We start from the raw sequence: 18,813 nt of genomic DNA, 5'->3' as shown, positions 1-18,813 counted from the left end.
CGAGGTACAGGCACGGTTTCTCAAGTCCTCCATCTCCCGTGATATACACTCGTGTCGCTGCTATTTGCGGCAATCTATTCCTCGTCACGCCAGAAAGGCCGCGACATGCCCTTCAATGATACCGACTCATCCGGACGCAAGCTCGACCTTCGCACTCTTTCTCACGATCGACTGGTCGCGCTCGTCACCGAACTTGGCCAGCCTGCCTTTCGCGCAAAGCAGGTGGAGGACTGGGTTTGGAAAAAGCACGTTACCTCCTTCGATGAGATGACTAACGTCCCCGCCGCCCTTCGCGCCCAGCTTGCCGAGCACTGCTCTCTTGGCGGAACCTCCGAACTCGTTCGTCAGATCTCCGCTGATGGCAGCCGCAAGTATCTCCTTTCCTATGAGGATGGCACGCGCGCTGAATGCGTTGGCATGCCCACCCGCAACAAGCTCGCCGTTTGCGTCTCCACTCAGGCGGGCTGCCGCATGGGATGCGTTTTCTGCGCCACCGGACAGGGTGGCTTTTCCCGCTCTCTCACCGCAACGGAAATCTATGACCAGGTTGTCCATGTCAGCGAGGATTTCCAGACGCGTGCTTCCAGCGTCGTCATGATGGGCCAGGGCGAGCCCTTCAATAACTACGACGAAGTCCTCAAAGCCCTGCGCATGCTTAACTCCTCCGATGGTCTTGGCATCGGCGCCCGTCACCTCACCGTCTCTACCTGCGGGCTCATTCCTATGATCAGGCGCTTCTCCAAGGAGCCCGAGCAGTTCACCCTCGCCGTCTCCCTCCACTCCGCCGTTCAGGCGACGCGCAACGTTCTCATGCCTGGCGTGAAGAAGTACTCCCTCTCGCACCTTCACGAAGTCATGGGCGAGTATGTTGAGGCCACTGGTCGCCGTCCGACGTACGAATATGCCCTCATCGGCGGTGTTAACGATACGAAGCCCGAGCTCGACGCCCTCTGTGATTTCTGCCGCGGAACTCTGTCTCACGTCAATCTCATTCAGCTCAATGACCTCGAAGGATCGAAGCTTAAGCCCTCAACCGAGGAAAAGGCTGAGATGTTTGTTCGTAGGCTCGCACAGGTTGGTGTCGAGGCCACCGTCAGGAACTCTCGCGGCAACGATATCGACGCTGCTTGCGGTCAGCTTTCGCAGCGCCACAACGCGGACCTTTAAGATTTCCCTCTCATCTCTAAGTAGTTCGCTGTTGTAAATAGGTAAGTAGAAATAGGGGAGTAGAACCTTTGTTCTACTCCCCTTTCATTTTCCACTAGAGTGTTTGGTCAAAGACCTCTGACCGTGCTCTTTGGTCAACCTTCCTTAGTAGCCAGCTTCTCTCCACTGCTGCTCGATCCAAGCCCTGTTATATGCGGCCGCAGCCTCATCATTCGCCATTTGGTTTGGCTCCATATACGTGTTGAGAAGATGACTTCCTAGGCTGACAACCTGATCAGCGGCATCCCTGACGCTCTGCTTAGCTCTCTCGTCAAGGAGTAGATTCCAAGCAACGGCGGTCACTCCACCAATCAGCATCACGCTGTTTAGTGACTTTGCTAGTCTTCCCATGCGCTCTCCTGCGATTGAGAACCGGAAGACAGCTGATCGATGATACGGGCAAGATCATCCTCATCCTTGAATTCGATTTCAATCTTGTTCTTGCCACGGACCTGCTTAACCTTAACGGTTGTATCAAGAGCCTGTCTCAGCGTCCTCGCCGCCCTCTTAAAGTACTGAGGTGCGGGATTCTTAGGCTTAATCTCATCGCGCGTGACAGAAAATAGTGGTGCGAGATTTTCTGTCTGTCGGACGGTCAGATTCTCAGCAACAACCTTCTGGGCAAGTTTGATTCTGCCTTCCTCAGTAGGCACAGCAAGAATTGCACGAGCATGACCCGCCGTGATCTGACCTTCCTCCATCAAGTCCTGAACCTCTTGAGGAAGATCCATGAGACGGAGCGTGTTTGCAATCGCAGAACGAGACTTCGAGAGAATCTTTGCTAGCCCCTCCTGAGTGAGTCCCTTAGTATCCAGGAGCTGCCTATATCCCCTTGCCTCTTCAATAGGTGTGAGGTCAGATCGCTGTAGATTTTCAATTAGAGCTAACTGGAAGACCTCAGCATCATCAATTTCACGAACAATTGCAGGGATCTCTTTCAGACCAGCAAGCTTGCTTGCCTGATATCGACGCTCTCCTGCAACAATCTCGTATTTATCGCCCTTTTTCCTGACAAGAATAGGCTGGAGAACACCATTTTGCTTAATAGAGTCTGACAGCTCTGAAAGCTGCGTCTCATCAAAACTCTTACGAGGCTGATCAGGATTCCTGACAATACTCGCAATTGGCAGAGACGCCTCCGGTTCGGAACCTGATTCAGCCGCCGTCTCAGTGAAGAGCGCATTCAAACCCTTTCCAAGGGCTGCTTTCTTAGCCACGACGGATCACCTCTCTTGCAAGAGCCCTGTATGCAATTGCACCCTTATTCGTAGCTGCATACATAGCAATGGGGAGTCCATGACTTGGAGCTTCGGATATCTTTACGCTTCTAGGAATGACAGTCTTAAATACTATCTTTCCAAAATACTTCTTTACTTCCTCAACAACCTGGTTAGAAAGCGTCGTACGACCGTCATACATGGTCATAAGGACACCGAATACATCGAGTTCCCTATTAAGGCTACCCTTTACTAGCTTCATTGACTCAAGTAGCTTTGTAACGCCCTCAAGAGCGTAGTATTCGCACTGAATAGGAATGAGAAGTCTGTCAGCTGCAGACAGAGCATTGATCGTTAGAAGGCCGAGAGACGGAGGACAGTCAATAAAGACATAGTCAAATTCGTCCTTAACGCTATCAATTAGCTTCTTAAGAATGCTTTCGCGAGCTATCTTGCTAACTAGCTCAATCTCTGCACCCGCCAATTGAATAGTTGCGGGGACAACAAACACCTTTTTCTCAGGAGTTCCGACGATGAGCTCACTAAATTCGTAACCATCAAGAAGAGCATCATAAATATCGTGCTCAAGCTCTTCCTTGTCTATGCCATAACCACTGGTTGTATTCCCTTGGGGATCAAAATCAACAACCAGGCACTTCTTACCCTCTTCTCCAAGTGCTGCGGAGAGGTTGATTGCGGTTGTCGATTTACCAACGCCACCCTTCTGGTTGATAATCGCCAGGACATGGGATGGTTTGCTTGGATTACTGCGTTTTACATCTTTATATCCCATAGCTTTCCATTCTCTGAGTCAATTGTTTCACGTGAAACACTAGCGATTTGCCAGGGGGTTGTTTCGCGCTTCGCCATTCTTACGAGGTAACTTTACCTTACTACGAGATGTCTTTTGATAGACAAATATCTCTCTGTGACCCATATCGTTAGGAAGTTCGAATGTTTCACGTGAAACATTCGAATAACCAAGTAGGGAAGAGACATATTCTGCCTTAGAAAGCTCTTCCACATCAGGCATGCCTTTGCCAAATACGAGATAACCATTTCTCTTTAGATAAGGTTCGGCATATTCAAGAAGAACATCGAGAGGTGCAAGAGCACGTGCCACAACCACATCTTGTGAACCGTGAATAACCTTCGCATATTCCTCAAGACGGCCATGTACACACTGGACACGATCCGAGAGAAGTAAATCGTCAGCAAACTCAGAGCAGGCTTTTACCTTCTTACCGACCGAATCCAAAAGCGTTACCTGACACGGCAGGCAACACGCAAGAGTAAGACCGGGAAAACCGCCGCCAGTACCCATATCAAGAAATTTCTGATTTTTATCAAGTAGAAGGTTTTGACTTTGAAGCACCTTAAGAAATAGAAGAGAGTCAAGGCTATGAAGGACGAGTGCCTTCTCTGGTTCTTTAATAGCTGTGAGATTCACGCACTCATTCTTAGCAAGCATAAGCTGAAGGTGTCGTACGGCCATAGAAGCTTCTCTAAGGCCTAGTTTGATGTCATACGCATCAGTCATAGCAAGAAGTTGTTTTATAGCCTGAGAAACGCTCTCAGAGCCTCGAATTGAAAGTTGAGAATCGAGCCAGGCCTGATTCTCAAACTCATTCCAAGAAGCAACCATAGGATGAATCCAATCTATGACAAAACTTCCCGAACCAAGAAGTTTTGTCATTAGAGGGAGATGATCAATAGTTCCAATGATAGATGAGCCACTCGACAATATCTTCCATAGATATCAAAGCCGATTAGCTCGATTTGGAATCCATCAAACATGAGGCAGAAGATCATCCAATTATCTTCCAGGAAGATAGGAAGTGCTGAGCGAGTGAACCTGTATACAGAATTAGATTGCTTCTCATACTGCCTCGCGAGGAAGTTAAGACAAGGAGCATCTGAAGCTGATACATATAGACACGACGCGCGAACTCAATAATCTCAGTGATGCGATCACGAGATCAGGGGCACGAATCCAAATGCATACTCGTTCGATAAAAGAAAAGGGAGGCCGAAGCCTCCCTCAATGAGAACCTATGCAAATACAGCTTACTGCTGTTTGACCGGAGTAATTACAACGCATCTCTCGGGATCGACACCCTCAGAATGCGTGGTAATTGAGTCATCACCACGGAGCGCAAGGTGAACAAGCCTACGCTCATAGGCATTCATCGGAGCAAGCTTTACAGCGCGGCCATTCTTGCGGGCCTTTGACGCGGCGTTGCGAGCGACAGACTGAACCTTATCGCGACGACGGCTCTTATAGCCCTCGATATCCACCACAATCGGATAGTGGAAGCCAATCTTCTTGGAAAGCATGGAAGAGAAGACAACCTGAAGAGCATCGAGAGTCACACCGTGACGACCAATGAGAATGGCGAGGTTACCGCCGTTGACGTCGAGAATCAGCTCGCCCTCGTCGCCGTCGTACTCATCAATCGAACTATTGTTCTCTCCAAAGCACCCCAGAATAGACCTAAGAATCTCAATCGCAGCGTCTGCGACCTTATCTACCTGGTCATCAGTGAGATCGCCTGTCTCTTCGTAGGCGGAGCGGATGGCGTCGAACTCCTCGACGGTCTCCACAATCTCCTCGCTCATGTTTACCTCCAGATAAGACATGTCGCGCATCTTCTAACGAGGATGCGCGACCTGCACGGATATATGTCGTAAGACCTAGGACTTCTTGTGCGGGCGCTGCTTGCGCTCACGGCGAACGACGTTGATGTTCACCGGCTGGTTAGCCAGACGCTCGGCCTCCTCGGCCTTAGCCTTCTCGGTCACCTTACGAGTGATGAAGACCTGCTGGACAACGCCCCAAGCAGAAGAGGTGACGTAGTAAAGAACAACGCCGATGGGCACGGACCAGCCGAACCACATCATCATGAGCGCCATAACGATACCCATGATCTTGGTCTGCTGACCCTGCATGGACTCGGTAGCCTGCTGGTTAAGCAGCATCGGAACGAGCGTCAGGACACCAAAGGCAAGGTCGAACACGATGTAGAGCCAAGCCCCAGCCCAGCCGAGCTCAAGAACGGCGCCGTTCGGTGAGAGGGCGAGGGACTCAAAGATGCCATAGAAGCACGCGCTCGAGGGAATCTGATAACGAAGGACGGAGAAGAGAGCGAAGAACACGGGCATCTGAATGAGCGTAGGCAGGCAGCCACCCAGCGGGTTGAACTTGTTCTCGCTGTAGAACTTCTGCATCTCGAGGTTCATGCGCTGGGGATCATCCGCGTAGCGCTCCTGAATCTCCATCATCTTCGGCTGCAGGACCTGCATCTTGGCCATCGAGCGCGTCGAGCTCACGGTAAGAGGGGTGAGCAGAATACGGATGATGGCCGTAAGAATGATGATTGCCAGGCCCCAGTCACCGACGAGGTTCGCAATGAACGTCAGGATCTGGGCAATGACGTAGATGATTCCATCCCACATGGGAAGTACCTCCAGTTGTTCCGTCCTTACGGGACGGGGTCATAGCCGCCTTTGTGGAAAGGATTACACCTGACAAGACGCGACAGGGTAAGCCAACCACCTCTGAGTGCGCCATACCGACGAAGTGCCTCTATGGCGTACTCAGAACAGGTTGGTTCATAGATGCATGACGGAGGAAGGATGGGCGAGACATATCTTTTGTATGCCTTCACGAAACGGATGAGGCAACAGGCGATAAAGCCCTGCCCATCCTTCTCCGCAGTAATCATGCGTTGATTCTCTTCCTCAGCTTTGCAAGTACCGCGGCAACCTCGTGAGAGGTGGCCTCGTACGTCGCTGGCGTCGAGAAAAGAATCACATCGAAGCCCTCTGGCGGAAAACCCGCCTCCGCCGCCGCAGCTCGAAGTACACGCTTGCACCTATTGCGATGCGGCGCACATCCGAGCTTCTTTGCAGCGACATAGGCAACGCGGCCCACACCATCTCCCTCGACAGGACTCACAGTGAGTCTGACGAGAGGATGGTTGAGCCGCTTACCACCACGGAAGACCCTCTCAAAATCCCTTTTGGACTTGATGGTCTCCATGAATGTCCTAGACAGTGAGCTTCTTGCGACCCTTGGCACGGCGACGGGCGAGAACGGCGCGGCCGCCCTTGGTGGCCATGCGAGCACGGAAGCCGTGGCACTTGGCGCGCTTGCGCTTATTGGGCTGGTACGTACGCTTCATAGTGGTTCCTCCTGAGTGACAAATCTCATCACTGCATTAGCAGTCAAGCTCTCCGATTGTAGGGGTGTGGGTTACGTGATGTCAATTTGAATATTGGGAAATTGCGAGGTTATCCCACAGAAAAGCACCTCATTTGCACGCCTTGGCCACGAAACCACAACGGGTGAGGTCCGCCAGGGGCGCAACAACAAGACCTTGTGTTCGCTTTCGATCTGCCTTTCATGAGGAGAAAATCTGTTGCCAAACATTTCAGAAATAGGCGGAAATCATCCGCAAAGGATGAAATAATCAACAGTGCAACGTGAAACATTTTGCCTGTAGACAAGGTATTTCACGAGCAGCTTGAGGTTTGTCATCGCAGGTTATCAACAATCTTTCGTCAGATGTTGACAACTTTCGGTTGGTGGAAAAAAGCTTGTGCAAGTTTTCATCATCTGTTGGAATCTTGTTGAAAGAGCATGAAAAGCCCCGCTAGGGCCGTGAAAGAAATGGATGAAAGATGGCAGATGCCTTCTATCCCTTCGTAGGAGAAGGGCCAACGGAAATAGGCGTGGGAGCAGACAAGGTGGAAAACTCCACCTCGCCCGAACTTGGCGAGGTCGTCACCAATCCCACACGAATCGCCATCTTCGATGACCCCGCGGCAACGCCGAGGGTGGTCGTCATTCAACCGTCGGACGTGCGCTCCTATCTTGAGGAGATCACCGCGACCGTCACGCACCTCGCCAAGGAGCAGGGCGGCAAGATCTCGTTCACGGTCATCCGCGAGGTTGTTGAGAACCTCGTCCACGCATATTTCAAGGAGCCGACCGTCTCCATCCTCGATGGCGGAAACACCATCCGCTTCTCAGACCAGGGACCCGGCATCCGCGAGAAGGACCGCGCACTCGAATACGGAACCAGCTCCGCAACGGAGGAGATGAAGAAATACATTCGAGGTGTGGGGTCGGGCCTTCCTTACGCCCAGCAATACATGGAAGACCACGGCGGCACGCTCACCATCGAAGACAACATCAACTGCGGCACCATCGTGACGATCTCGATGCCCAATGAGAGCGCGAATGGGTCTGCGCCTGCGATGCAGGCGGCGAATGAGGCTTGGCAACAGCCCCAGGGCATGGCGGCAGCACCCGGGCAGAATCCCTATCAGCAAGGATGGCAGCAGGGCGCGCAGCAATATCCTCCGCAGACAGAGGCACAGTATCCCCAGCAGGCAGGGGCACAGTATCCCCAGCAGATGATGGGCTATCCACAGCAGGGCATGGGGCAGTTCCAGCCGCAAGCGCAGCAGCAGGGGATGCCCCAATACCAGCAAGGCTATCCGCAACAGATGCCCCAACCATGGGGCGCCGGGGCCTGGCCGGCAGCGCAGAGCGCGCCACAGGGCTACTACCCCTACGCCCAGGGAATGCCACAGGCTCCCTACCAGCAGCAAATGCCTTGGCAGCAGCAAATGCATCCGGAACCTCTCAGCGAGAGGGCGCAGCAAGTCATCGCCTATCTCGCCCAGCACGAGAGCGTGGGCGTGGTCGACCTCGTGGCGGCATATGGCGGATCAAACGCAACTTGGAGCCGCCAGCTTCGGGAGATGGAGAACCAGGGCATAGTCGCCAAGAGGGGGCAAAAGCGGTTCCTCACGAACATGGGCATGACGCTCATCCAGCAGTAGAAAACCGGTGAGCCAACGGGGATATCCGATCGTCTCCCCAAACAGCATCGGATCGCTTCGGGCGGCGGTGACATCAGAGTTTCACCGCCGTCCGAATTAGTTTTCAACACTTGCTCCACCTCAGCTCAAAGCTCACATATAATGAGTTTTCAACATTTTGGGAGAAGGGCGGCGACCCGCCGTCCAGACAGTTTGGATCCACGCACAATGAGTGATCTCTCAACCCAAGAGTCAGATGCCCAGATCCTCTGGGACGACGTGACGAACATGCTCGAAGAAGAGGGGATGGCGCCCGCCACCCTCGCCATGCTTCGCAGCTGCACGGCGGAGGACCTCACGGAGGACACCCTGACCATCTCGGTCAAGGGCGCGTTCGTGAAGCGCAACGTCGAGAGAAACGCACCGATCATCGAAGACGCCCTCGAAAGGGCGGCCTTCCAGCACTTCAACGTGTGCGTGACGCTGGCAGGAGGAGCACCTTCCGGCAACCCGTCCGCTTCTCGTCCCGGCGCTGCGCAGCAACAGGCACCGGCTCCTCAAGCGCCTGCGTCCCAAGTCGCGCCAGCGCCCATGCCTCATATCCACCAGACACAGACGACCATCTCGCGCGAGGAGCTCGAGCGCCTGATGAATCCATCCGCCGAGCCCATCGCGACACAGGTTACGCCCGCGTCGGCGGCTCCTCGGAAGAATCCCCTCGTGGGAGACATTGCACCCGAGGATTCAGAGCTCACCTTCGAGACGTTTATCGAGGGCGAGGAGAACCGCATGGCTCTCCAGGCGGCAAAGGCGGTCGCCAACGGCAGCCACGCTTATAACCCTCTCTTTATCTACGGCGGCCCGGGGATGGGTAAGACTCACCTACTCAAGGCCATCCAGAACTATCTCGCCGTCAACGACCCGGAACGCGTCTGCGTGTATCGAACCGCTACGGAATTCGTAAATGACTACAGCACCGCGATGGTGGACACCACGAAGGACGTCAAGCAGGCGCTCACGGACAACTACCACGGCGTCGACGTCCTCATCATCGACGACATTCAGGGGTTCCGCTCGAAGGCGGGATCCGTTCAGTTCTTCTTTGACACCTTCAACTTCCTCACGAGCCACGGCAAGCAGATCGTGCTCGCAGCAGACAAGAGCCCCATCGAGCTCGGCCTCGAGGAGCGTGTGTCCACCCGCCTCGACTCAGGCGTGACCATCTCCATCCAGGTCCCAAACTACGAGCTCAAACTCGGCCTCCTCAGGACCTTTTATAAGAGGATGAAGGACTTCGCGCGAGAGATGGGCGACGCCGCCTACGATGGCGATCTCACGGAAGAAGACCTTGAGTTCATGGCGGAGCGCTCCGGCGCGTCCATTCGCACCATCAAGAGCTTCTGCCAGGTCTGCATCCTCGAGGCCGCCAACAGGCAACGCGGGGGGTCTCCCCTCACGCGTGAGGACATCACGAAGATCGCCGAGGCAAAATGGGGCGCCAACACGCGCACCTTCACGATCGAGCAGATCCAGAAGTTCGTTGAGACCAGGTACAACGTCACCCACACGGACCTCGTGGGAGACAAGCGCAACAAGACCCTCATGGAACCACGTCACGTCGCCGTGTGGCTTGCGCGAGAGCTCACGGACTCGACCCTCGCGGACATCGGTGAGCGGTTTGGTGGCCGCACCCACGCGACGGTAAAGCACAGCCTCAAGTGGGTCGAGGAGCGACGCACGGAGGACCGCATCGTCTATGACAAGATCATGCGCCTCAAGGAGGACCTGATGGCGAGCTCCTAGCATTCGACAATGAGATGTCGAAAGGTGGTAGAGGATGGTGGAAAACTGGGGTCAAAATGTTGAAAGAATTTCAGCCGCTATTCTCTGTAGATAACTCAGGTTCTCTATCACCTGTGAATGCACCAGCGAAATAAGCCGTCTACCAGCACTGTTAAGAAGTTTTCTACGTTTCTACACGCCTTACTACCATTACTAACATGTATATCTATATATAAATAGATATAGATAGGAGAGACACATGCGTTTCACCGTCAGCCAGTCATCCCTTGCCAAGGCGCTCTCCATCGTCTCGAAGGGAATCGCCACTCACTCGACCATTCCCGTTCTCGGAGGCATCCTCATGAAGGCCTCCGGTGGAACGCTTGAGATGCAGGCTTCCGATCTTGACACCTCGATCCGACACAAGATCGCCGCCAACGTCGAGGAGGAGGGCGAGACGGTCATCTCCGGGCGCATGCTCACGAGCGTCGTGAAGAACCTGTCGGACTCTGCCGTTACCTTTGATGGCGGAGAGGGCACCATCCACCTCACGTGCGACAAGAGCTCCTTCCACCTGAATTGCCTGAACGCCGCAGATTTCCCGAGCTTTCCGGAGATCGCGATGGAGCGCTCGGTCGAGCTGCCCTGCAACATCCTCTCGGAGATGGTCGACAAGGTCTATAAGGTGACCTCCCGCGACACGAGCCGCCCGATCCTCGCCGGCGTCCTTCTCAACGTCGAGGAGAACCTCGTGCGTCTCGTTGCCACGGATTCCTATCGTCTCGTCGTGTGCGACACCAACGTCGAGACCTCCTCTCTCGACGGAACCTTCGAGATGATCATCCCCGGCACCGTGTTCCACGACGTCCTGTCGCTTCCCAGCGAGTCCCCGACGATCATCATCGGCAGCACTGCGAACCAGGTCATCTTCGTGTTTGGCAACACCACCTATGTCTCCAGGCGCATCGAAGGCACCTTCCCCGACTACAAGAAGCTGATCCCGTCGACGTGCCTGACCTCCGTCAAGGTGAAGGTCGCGGACCTCGCCGGCGCCCTGCGCCGCGTCAGCTCCATCGCCACGTCGAACTCCTCCGTGAGGCTCGACGTCGACGCCGATTCCGGCCAGATGCTTCTCTCGTCGACCTCGCCGGATCAGGGCGATGCTCGCGAGCAGCTTTCTGTTGACGTCGAGGGCCAGTCGAACTCCATCGGCATGAACTACCGCTATGTCGGCGATTGCGTGAGCGCCCTTAACCAGGAGAGCGAGGTCACGCTCGAGCTCCAGGAGAAGATGCGCCCCGGCGTCTTCAAGAGCTACTCGAAGATCAACTACCTGTACCTGCTCATGCCCGTGCGGATGTAGCCCGTGTCTCTCGTCGTCACTCGAATCTCGTTCAGCGGATATAGGAACCTCGACGGGGTCGTCCTCGAGCCGTCGCCCGGCGTGACGGTCCTCGTGGGGCCCAATGCCGTTGGAAAGACGAACACCGTCGAGGCACTCCAATACCTCACCGCGGGACAATCGTTCCGCCGCCCGTCTCCGGCCGAGCTCGTCGCTCCCGGAGCTCGGGAGGCGCATGTGTCCGCACGTCTCGAGGGCGATGGGCGAGTGGTGGATGTCGAGCTCGTCGCCGCCGAGGGTTCGCGCAAGTTCCTGAGGAACGGCAAGCCCTGTCGCAGCCAGGACCTGCCGGGAACCCTTCTCTCGATTCTCTTCTGCCCCGATGACCTGTCGCTCGTGAAGGGCTCGGCCTCGATGCGCAGGGGAGAGCTCGATTCGTTTGGAGCCCAGGCGAACGCCGGGTATCGCAAGGTACTCTCGGCATACACGCGCTCCGTCGAACAGCGAAACCGCCTTCTGAAGGATGGCTGCGACCCCGTCCTCCTCGACGCGTGGGACGAGTCGGTGGCTCTGGGTGGAGCGACGCTCCTTCACCATCGCCTCAACCTCTTCACGCGCCTTTCCTCGCTCGTGGGTGAGGTGTACGCGGACGTTGCCTCCGGCGAGGCGCTCACGTGCCGCTATGTGCCGAGCGTCGCCGGCGCCGAGGCGGGCATGGGACGCGACGAGCTTCGTGACCTCATGCTTCGGCGCATGGGGGAGAGTCGCGACGACGACCTCCGCCGAGGGCAGACTCTCGTCGGTCCCCATCGCGACGATATCTCCTTTGAGATCGAGGGGCGTGACGCTCGCGCGTTCGGCAGCCAGGGGCAGCAGCGTACCGTCGCCCTCGCTTGGAAGATGGCCGAGGTGCGGCTCTGCGAAGACCTCCTCGGCGAACGACCCCTGCTTTTGCTCGACGATGTCATGAGTGAGCTTGACGAGAACCGCCGAGCCTGCGTGACGAAGTTCGTCGAGGGCGGGATTCAGACGGTCATCACGACGACCAACCTCGGCTACTTCGACGACAGCCTTCTCGAGGGGATGAAGGTGGTCCGCTATGGCGGCTAGGTACTACGGGCACGAGGGTGGTCGGGCTCGCGCCGCGGCGAGGAGCGTCTATGACCCGCTCGACCCCGCCAAGCAGCACGCTGCCGCCACCGCGGCGGACGTCGTCGCTGCCTATGTCGACAAGCGGGTCGCTCGCGGTGCGTCGGACGTGAACAAGGCCCTGCACGCATGGAGGAAGGTTTGTGGCAAGCGCGCCGCCAAGCACACGGTTGCCGTCTGGCTCAATAAGCCCAAAAGCGGCGTGGGCTTGCCGGAACTCGTCGTCTACCTCGATGGCAACGCGCTCATGGTCGACCTCACCACCAATGCGGAGCTTTTCGTCGACCGCCTCTCGTACGAGGGGCTCGAGGTCGCCCGCGTGAGGTTCAAGTTGAGTAGGAAGGCGGGCGAGCGTGCCATAGCGCAAGAGGAGCCCTCCCGTGTCGAGGAGGAACTCCCGCCCCTTTCCACCATCGAGGCGGCACGCATTGCCGACAAGGTTTCGAGACTTGACCCTCGTCTGCGCGAAAACGCGTCTAAAGCGATGGAATACTCAATTCGTCGCGCAAAGTTGGAAAGTACGCGAGAAATCAAAAGGGACCCGCAGAATCCCTGACAATCCGCCAGAGCCATATTGGGCGTAAGGGTTTTCGTCGATTTAGGTTTAGGCTGTGCCAAATTGGGCGCCTGTACTAAACTAGTAAGGATTGACTAGAAACCCTAAGGAAAGGACTGTCGGGTGTCAGAGTCTCCCAATGAACATGGCTACGACGGCGGCGAGATCAAGATTCTCGAAGGCCTTGAGGCTGTCCGCAAGCGCCCGGGCATGTATATCGGTTCGACCAGCTCGAGCGGCCTCCACCACCTCGTGTGGGAGATCGTAGACAATTCTGTCGACGAGGCCATGGCCGGATTCTGCAACGAGATTCGCGTCACGGTGCACGCCGACAACTCCATCACCGTCGTTGACAACGGCCGCGGCATCCCCGTTGACCTGCACCCGGTGAAGAAGATCCCGACTCTCGAAGTCGTCATGACGATCCTCCACGCCGGCGGGAAGTTCGATAACAGCGCGTACAAGGTCTCGGGCGGCCTCCATGGCGTCGGCATCTCCGTCGTGAACGCCCTCTCCAAGAGGGTCGTCGTCCAGGTCAAGCGTGACGGCAACATCTACGAGATGGAGTTCTCGCGCGGCAAGACCGTCGAGAAGATGAAGGTTGTGGGCGAGTCCACGACCACGGGAACCACGGTCACCTTCTGGCCGGATGACGAGATCTTTGAGACTTGCGTCTATGACTTCGACACCCTCCACAACCGTCTGCAGGAGACGGCCTTCCTCAACAAGAACCTCAAGATCGTCCTGACGGACGAGCGTGAGGTTGAGCCGCGCGTCGTCGAGTTCTGCTACGCCGGCGGCATCATTGACTTCGTCAAGTTCCTGAACGAGGGCAAGGACGTTCCCGAGGGTCTCAAGAATCCCATCTACCTCGCTGGCAAGACAGAGGAGGGAACTCCCGTCGAGAAGATGGGCGAGGTTGAGGTCTCCCTCCAGTGGAACACCGGCTACGGCGAGAGCGTGATGTCGTTCGCCAATGACATCTACACGCCCGAGGGCGGCATGCACCTCGAGGGCTTCCGCACCGCGCTTACGCGTGTCATCAATGACTACGCGCGCAAGCAGGGCCTTCTCAAGGAGAAGGAGCCCAACCTCACGGGCGACGACGTTCGCGAGGGTCTCTCCGCCGTCATCTCCGTCAAGCTTCCGGACCCGCAGTTCGAGGGCCAGACCAAGGCCAAGCTCGGCAGTTCCTATATGCGCTCGCTCACCAACAAGGTTGTCGCCGATGGCCTTGCGGAGTACCTCGAGGAGCATCCCAAGCAGGCTCGCACCATCGTCAATAAGGCTCAGCAGGCAAGCAAGGCCCGCACCGCCGCCCGCAAGGCCCGCGAGGCGACGCGCCGCAAGAGCCTCCTCGAGAGCGCGGCCCTTCCCGGCAAGCTTGCGGACTGCTCCGTTCGCGACGCCGAGCTCACTGAGCTCTTCATTGTCGAGGGCGACTCGGCAGGCGGTTCGGCCAAGGACGGCCGTCGCCGAGACATCCAGGCGATTCTCCCCCTGCGCGGCAAGATCCTGAACGTCGAGCGCGTTGGCGATCACCGCGCCTTCTCGAGTGACACCATCCAGTCGCTCATCACGGCTATCGGCACCGGTGTGACCACGGGCAATGGCGAGGGTGGCGACTTCGACATCACCAAGGCTCGCTACCACAAGATCATCATCATGACCGATGCAGACGTCGACGGCGCCCACATCCGCATCCTGCTGATGACCTTCTTCTACAAGTACATGCGCCCGCTCATCGACGCTGGCTACATCTACGTCGCCTGCCCGCCGATCTTTGGCGTCAAGGTGCGCAAGAAGATCCACTACGTCTATCCCAACGGTCGTCAGCCGGAGGAGGAGATTCTCCGCGACACTATCCGCTCCCTGGGCTTCAGTCCTGATGAGGACGAGGACACCAAGGACGATTCCGGCAAGCTCAAGAAAAAGAAGAAGGGTTATGACGTCCAGCGCTACAAGGGCCTGGGCGAGATGGACCCGAAGCAGCTTGCATCCACGACCATGGACCCCAAGACCCGCATCCTCCAGCGCGTGACCATCGAGGACGCCGCCGCGGCTGATCGCGCCGTCCGCGAGCTCATGGGTACCGAGGTCGAGTACCGCCGTGACTACATCGAGCGCCACGCCCATGACGCCCGTTACCTGGACGCCTAAGAGAAAGGCCAGAAGTGGCAGACGATAACAACATCAACAACGAGGCCGGGGCGGACCTGCCCGACGATCTCAAGCGCCTGCTTGATCGCGCCTCTGCCGAGGATGATGGCACCGACGTCTACGTTGAGTCTGACGACGAGGCCGAGGAGGAGGATGACGGCGAGCTCGAGGAGGAGTTTGGCGCCGCTGGCCGCGGAGCTGACTCTGACGAGGTTGACGAACACGGCGGAGCGCTCCAGATCAGCGAGTTCGGCCACGAGATGCGCCAGTCCTTCATCGAGTACTCGATGTCGGTCATTACCGCACGCGCTCTGCCGGACGTTCGCGATGGCCTGAAGCCGGTCCACCGCCGCATCCTCTACGCGATGAACGAGAGCGGCATCTTCCCCAACCGCCCGCACAAGAAGAGTGCGTGGACGGTCGGCGAAGTTATCGGTAAGTACCACCCGCACGGTGACTCCGCCGTCTATGACACGATGGTCCGCCTGGCCCAGTGGTTCAGCATGCGCACCCCGCTCGTTGACGGCCATGGTAACTTCGGCAACATCGACGGTGACTCCGCGGCCGCTATGCGTTACACGGAGAGCCGCCTCGCCAAGCCCGCCATGGAGCTTCTCCGTGACCTCCAGAAGGATACGGTCGATTGGCAGCCCAACTACGACGAGTCGCTCTCCGAGCCCTCTGTCCTGCCTGCCCGTTTCCCGAACCTCCTGGTCAATGGTTGCAACGGCATCGCGGTTGGCATGGCGACCAACATTCCGCCGCACAACCTCGGTGAGGCCATCGAGGCCACGTGCATGCTCATCGATAACCCGGATGCGACGACCGACGAGCTCATGTCGGTCATGCCCGGCCCGGACTTCCCGACGGGCGCCAAGATCATGGGCACCAATGGCATTCGCGATGCCTATGAGACCGGTCGCGGCTCGCTGACCGTTCGCGCCAAGGCTCACGTCGAGACGACGAAGACTGGTCGTGCTCGCCTTGTCTTTACCGAGATGCCCTACCAGGTCAACAAGGGCACCCTCCAGGAGAAGATCGCCCAGCTCGTCAACGAGAAGCGTCTCGAGGGCATCTCTGACCTCCGCGACGAGTCGAACCAGAAGGGTATTCGTCTCGTCATCGAGCTCAAGAAGGACGTCATCCCGCAGGTCGTTCTCAACAACCTGTATAAGTTCACCCAGCTCCAGACCACCTTCGGCGTGATCAACCTGGCGCTCGTGAATGGCGTGCCCAAGCTCCTGACGCTTCGCCAGATGCTGCAGCACTATATCGACCACCAGGTCGACGTGGTGACCCGTCGCACCCGCTTCGACCTCAAGAAGGCGAAGGCCCGCGCCCATATCCTCGAAGGCTATCTCATGGCCCTCGACCACATCGACGAGGTCATTCACATCATCCGCTCGTCTCAGACTGATACCGAGGCTTCCCAGCGTCTTATCGAGCGCTTTGGCTTCTCTCCGGAGCAGACCCAGGCCATTCTCGAGATGCGCCTGCGACGCCTCACTGGCCTCTCCCGCGATCAGATCCAGGAGGAGCTCGACGGCCTTCGCAAAGCGATCGCCTACTACGAGGATCTGCTTGCCAACCCGGAGAAGATCCTCGCCGTCATCAAGGACGAGATGCGCGAGATTGAGCGCAAGTTCGCCGACAAGCGCCGTACCGAGATTTCCGTCCAGGGCACCAAGGAGCTCAACGTCGAGGACCTCATCGCCGACGAGGACATGGTCATTACCGTGACGCACGCCGGCTACGTGAAGCGCACCCCGGTTGCCACCTACCGTGCCCAGAAGCGCGGCGGCAAGGGCGTTCAGGGGGTGAGCCTCAAGGACGAGGACTTCGTCGAGGACCTCTTCGTCGCGAGCACCCATGATTACGTGCTGTTCTTCTCGAACAAGGGCAAGGTCTATCGACTCAAGGTTCATGAGCTGCCGATTGGCCAGCGCACGGCGCGCGGTACCGCGATCGTCAACCTCGTGCCGTTCAGCGAGGGCGAGCACGCCACGGCCGTCATCACCTGCCGCACCTTCCCCGAGGACGAATATCTGATGTTCGCAACGGCGAACGGCACGGTGAAGAAGACCGCCATGAGCGCGTATGACCGCACGCGCCGCGACGGCATCATCGCCATCAACCTGCGTGACGGTGACGAGCTCGTGAACGTTCGTCGCGTGCGTGAGGGTGACAAGGTCATCCTCGTCTCGACCGACGGCAAGGCCATCATGTTCCCGGAGAGCGATGTCCGTCCGATGGGCCGCGATACCTCCGGCGTCCGTGGCATCACCCTCAAGGGCGACGCGAAGATGCTCGGCATGGAGATTACCAACGGCAACGGCGACCTCTTCGTCATCACCGAGAAGGGTTATGGCAAGCGCACGCCCGTTGCTGAGTACCCCGAGCACAAGCGTGGCGGCCAGGGCGTCTACACCATCACTATGACCGACAAGAAGGGCAACCTTGCGGCGTGCCGCGTCGTTGGTCCGCAGCACGAGCTCATGATTGTCTCCACGGATGGCGTCGTTATCCGCGTGAAGGTGAAGGACATCTCGAAGCTCGGCCGCTCGACGCAGGGCGTGAAGGTTATGAGCGTGGGTGATAGCGACTCCGTCTGCGCGCTCGCTCGCATGAGGGCCGCCAAGGACGAGCCCGACCAGAATGCGGCCAACGCGGAATCCACCGCCTCTAACGAGGGCGACAAGGTCGATATCGGTGACGAGGAGATGGACGAGAGCCTGATCGACGAGTAGGCACATCGCCCTAATTAACCTGACGGGCGCCGGCCTCGCGGGTGCAAGCAAACATCTCAACGCGCGGTGCGCGTTTCGAAAATGTTTGCTTAGCACCCACGGGGCCGGCGCCCTGTTGTTGACGTCGCGGCGATGTGCCGCCGGCCAGGACTGGGCGTCCTGGCTGCTTTGGTGGTCTGGGCGTTGGTTAGGGCTCGCGGGGAGACTCGAAGTCAGAGGGGGAGAGGGACTCGACGAAGGCGTGGAACTCCTCGGCCTCGCGACGCTTCTCGTCGCTTGCGATGGCCTCGAAGTTTGGGAGGCCTGCGCGAGAGAGGACGTCCTCGCTCGCGAGGATGGGCTTGTCGCAACGCAGCGCCAAGGCAATGGCGTCCGAGGGGCGGGCGTCAACGTGGTGGGTGGTGCCGTCTGCCGCGATTACGTCAACCGTGGCGAAGAAGGTTGTGTCCTCAACGCGGGTGATGCTAGCGGAGGAAACCTCACCACCCAGGACGGTGATGACGCTCGAGAGGAGATCGTGAGTATCCGGGCGACGGTGGGTCTCGCTGTCTGCTGCGCGAGCGATCTGCGCGGCGTCAACCATGCCAACGCTGAGAGGAAGAACATCCATGGACGTTGACCCGATGATGTCCTCCGCGTTGAGGTTGTGGTCGATAGTCACCTCGGGGTTTGCCCCTGAATCCTCGGCGGGGGAAAGCACGATTGCGGAGGGGAGAGGCGGATTGCCCACGATGACGTTCGTTATGACCATGCGAACCATATGTTCCACTCCCTCCGAGTGAATGGGAAATCCTGCTTGAAGTAGTAGTTAATCCTACCCAA

Annotated in this window: 18 protein-coding genes; 8 read left to right on the top strand and 10 right to left on the bottom strand. The window is 57.5% G+C overall.

Annotation, left to right across the window (positions count from 1 at the left end; translation table 11 throughout):
• Window positions 1-105: 105 nt before the first annotated feature.
• Complete coding sequence (gene rlmN / locus Q0H23_RS06460) at window positions 106-1,167, top strand: 23S rRNA (adenine(2503)-C(2))-methyltransferase RlmN (RefSeq protein WP_293836797.1); 1,062 nt, start codon at window positions 106-108, stop codon at window positions 1,165-1,167.
• A gap of 144 nt (window positions 1,168-1,311) precedes the next feature.
• On the opposite strand, the gene Q0H23_RS06455 is transcribed toward rlmN, so the two are convergent.
• The 9 genes from Q0H23_RS06455 to rpmH form a co-directional block, all read right to left on the bottom strand.
• Window positions 1,312-1,557, bottom strand: coding sequence for a hypothetical protein (locus Q0H23_RS06455; protein WP_293836795.1), 246 nt, complete (start codon window positions 1,555-1,557; stop codon window positions 1,312-1,314).
• Window positions 1,545-2,423 carry a ParB/RepB/Spo0J family partition protein gene (locus tag Q0H23_RS06450; RefSeq protein ID WP_293836793.1) on the bottom strand — a complete coding sequence of 293 codons (879 nt, stop codon included), beginning with the start codon at window positions 2,421-2,423 and terminating at the stop codon, window positions 1,545-1,547. The genes Q0H23_RS06455 and Q0H23_RS06450 overlap by 13 nt, the downstream gene beginning before the upstream one ends.
• Window positions 2,416-3,216 (bottom strand): AAA family ATPase, encoded by an 801-nt coding sequence (locus tag Q0H23_RS06445; RefSeq protein ID WP_293836790.1) that lies wholly within the window; start codon window positions 3,214-3,216, stop codon window positions 2,416-2,418. Before Q0H23_RS06445 ends, Q0H23_RS06450 begins: the two co-directional genes overlap by 8 nt.
• A 39-nt stretch (window positions 3,217-3,255) precedes the next feature.
• Window positions 3,256-4,167 (bottom strand): 16S rRNA (guanine(527)-N(7))-methyltransferase RsmG, encoded by a 912-nt coding sequence (rsmG, locus tag Q0H23_RS06440; protein ID WP_293836788.1) that lies wholly within the window; start codon window positions 4,165-4,167, stop codon window positions 3,256-3,258.
• A gap of 323 nt (window positions 4,168-4,490) precedes the next feature.
• Window positions 4,491-5,042 (bottom strand): R3H domain-containing nucleic acid-binding protein, encoded by a 552-nt coding sequence (locus Q0H23_RS06435; protein WP_293814886.1) that lies wholly within the window; start codon window positions 5,040-5,042, stop codon window positions 4,491-4,493.
• 75 nt (window positions 5,043-5,117) lie between these two features.
• The gene (locus tag Q0H23_RS06430; RefSeq protein ID WP_293836786.1) at window positions 5,118-5,879 is read right to left on the bottom strand and encodes a YidC/Oxa1 family membrane protein insertase; all 762 of its coding nucleotides are present in this window, start codon (window positions 5,877-5,879) and stop codon (window positions 5,118-5,120) included.
• Window positions 5,880-5,905: 26 nt separating this feature from the next.
• Window positions 5,906-6,148: a membrane protein insertion efficiency factor YidD gene (gene yidD, locus Q0H23_RS06425; protein WP_293814883.1), complete on the bottom strand. Its 243-nt coding sequence runs from the start codon at window positions 6,146-6,148 to the stop codon at window positions 5,906-5,908.
• The gene (gene rnpA / locus Q0H23_RS06420) at window positions 6,145-6,465 is read right to left on the bottom strand and encodes a ribonuclease P protein component (RefSeq protein ID WP_293836784.1); all 321 of its coding nucleotides are present in this window, start codon (window positions 6,463-6,465) and stop codon (window positions 6,145-6,147) included. Before rnpA ends, yidD begins: the two co-directional genes overlap by 4 nt.
• A 7-nt stretch (window positions 6,466-6,472) precedes the next feature.
• Window positions 6,473-6,607 carry a 50S ribosomal protein L34 gene (gene rpmH / locus Q0H23_RS06415; protein WP_073296806.1) on the bottom strand — a complete coding sequence of 45 codons (135 nt, stop codon included), beginning with the start codon at window positions 6,605-6,607 and terminating at the stop codon, window positions 6,473-6,475.
• A 550-nt stretch (window positions 6,608-7,157) separates the two neighbouring features.
• On the opposite strand from rpmH, the gene Q0H23_RS06410 reads away from it, so the two are divergent.
• The 7 genes from Q0H23_RS06410 (at window position 7,158) to gyrA (ending at window position 17,991) form a co-directional block, all read left to right on the top strand.
• On the top strand, window positions 7,158-8,276 hold the full coding sequence (locus tag Q0H23_RS06410) for an ATP-binding protein (RefSeq protein ID WP_293836782.1): 1,119 nt from the start codon (window positions 7,158-7,160) through the stop codon (window positions 8,274-8,276).
• A 207-nt stretch (window positions 8,277-8,483) separates the two neighbouring features.
• Window positions 8,484-10,058, top strand: coding sequence for a DnaA/Hda family protein (locus tag Q0H23_RS06405; protein WP_293836780.1), 1,575 nt, complete (start codon window positions 8,484-8,486; stop codon window positions 10,056-10,058).
• A gap of 238 nt (window positions 10,059-10,296) precedes the next feature.
• The gene (gene dnaN, locus Q0H23_RS06400; protein WP_293814876.1) at window positions 10,297-11,400 is read left to right on the top strand and encodes a DNA polymerase III subunit beta; all 1,104 of its coding nucleotides are present in this window, start codon (window positions 10,297-10,299) and stop codon (window positions 11,398-11,400) included.
• Between the two features lie 3 nt (window positions 11,401-11,403).
• Window positions 11,404-12,489, top strand: coding sequence for a DNA replication and repair protein RecF (recF, locus tag Q0H23_RS06395; RefSeq protein WP_293836778.1), 1,086 nt, complete (start codon window positions 11,404-11,406; stop codon window positions 12,487-12,489).
• On the top strand, window positions 12,479-13,084 hold the full coding sequence (locus Q0H23_RS06390; RefSeq protein ID WP_293836776.1) for a DciA family protein: 606 nt from the start codon (window positions 12,479-12,481) through the stop codon (window positions 13,082-13,084). Before recF ends, Q0H23_RS06390 begins: the two co-directional genes overlap by 11 nt.
• 123 nt (window positions 13,085-13,207) lie before the next feature.
• A complete protein-coding gene (gene gyrB / locus Q0H23_RS06385) occupies window positions 13,208-15,244 on the top strand; it encodes a DNA topoisomerase (ATP-hydrolyzing) subunit B (RefSeq protein WP_293836774.1) in 2,037 nt (678 codons plus the stop codon).
• 14 nt (window positions 15,245-15,258) lie between these two features.
• Window positions 15,259-17,991, top strand: coding sequence for a DNA gyrase subunit A (gene gyrA, locus Q0H23_RS06380; protein WP_293836772.1), 2,733 nt, complete (start codon window positions 15,259-15,261; stop codon window positions 17,989-17,991).
• A gap of 187 nt (window positions 17,992-18,178) precedes the next feature.
• On the opposite strand, the gene Q0H23_RS06375 is transcribed toward gyrA, so the two are convergent.
• Window positions 18,179-18,751 (bottom strand): bifunctional nuclease family protein, encoded by a 573-nt coding sequence (locus Q0H23_RS06375; protein ID WP_293836770.1) that lies wholly within the window; start codon window positions 18,749-18,751, stop codon window positions 18,179-18,181.
• Window positions 18,752-18,813: the final 62 nt, after the last annotated feature.

Origin of the sequence: uncultured Parolsenella sp., assembly GCF_934660935.1 — a bacterium.
In the GTDB taxonomy this organism is placed as follows: domain Bacteria; phylum Actinomycetota; class Coriobacteriia; order Coriobacteriales; family Atopobiaceae; genus Parolsenella.
Note: the sequence above shows the minus strand (reverse complement) of the source record. Positions and strands in the feature narration are given on the sequence as shown.

Coding starts and splice junctions, on each gene's coding strand:
- rlmN (WP_293836797.1), top strand. CDS start 106: ATGCCCTTCAATGATACCGACTCATCCGGACGCAAGCTCGACCTTCGC.
- Q0H23_RS06455 (WP_293836795.1), bottom strand. CDS start 1,557: ATGGGAAGACTAGCAAAGTCACTAAACAGCGTGATGCTGATTGGTGGA.
- Q0H23_RS06445 (WP_293836790.1), bottom strand. CDS start 3,216: ATGGGATATAAAGATGTAAAACGCAGTAATCCAAGCAAACCATCCCAT.
- Q0H23_RS06435 (WP_293814886.1), bottom strand. CDS start 5,042: ATGAGCGAGGAGATTGTGGAGACCGTCGAGGAGTTCGACGCCATCCGC.
- Q0H23_RS06430 (WP_293836786.1), bottom strand. CDS start 5,879: ATGTGGGATGGAATCATCTACGTCATTGCCCAGATCCTGACGTTCATT.
- yidD (WP_293814883.1), bottom strand. CDS start 6,148: ATGATTACTGCGGAGAAGGATGGGCAGGGCTTTATCGCCTGTTGCCTC.
- rnpA (WP_293836784.1), bottom strand. CDS start 6,465: ATGGAGACCATCAAGTCCAAAAGGGATTTTGAGAGGGTCTTCCGTGGT.
- rpmH (WP_073296806.1), bottom strand. CDS start 6,607: ATGAAGCGTACGTACCAGCCCAATAAGCGCAAGCGCGCCAAGTGCCAC.
- Q0H23_RS06405 (WP_293836780.1), top strand. CDS start 8,484: ATGAGTGATCTCTCAACCCAAGAGTCAGATGCCCAGATCCTCTGGGAC.
- dnaN (WP_293814876.1), top strand. CDS start 10,297: ATGCGTTTCACCGTCAGCCAGTCATCCCTTGCCAAGGCGCTCTCCATC.
- Q0H23_RS06390 (WP_293836776.1), top strand. CDS start 12,479: ATGGCGGCTAGGTACTACGGGCACGAGGGTGGTCGGGCTCGCGCCGCG.
- Q0H23_RS06375 (WP_293836770.1), bottom strand. CDS start 18,751: ATGGTTCGCATGGTCATAACGAACGTCATCGTGGGCAATCCGCCTCTC.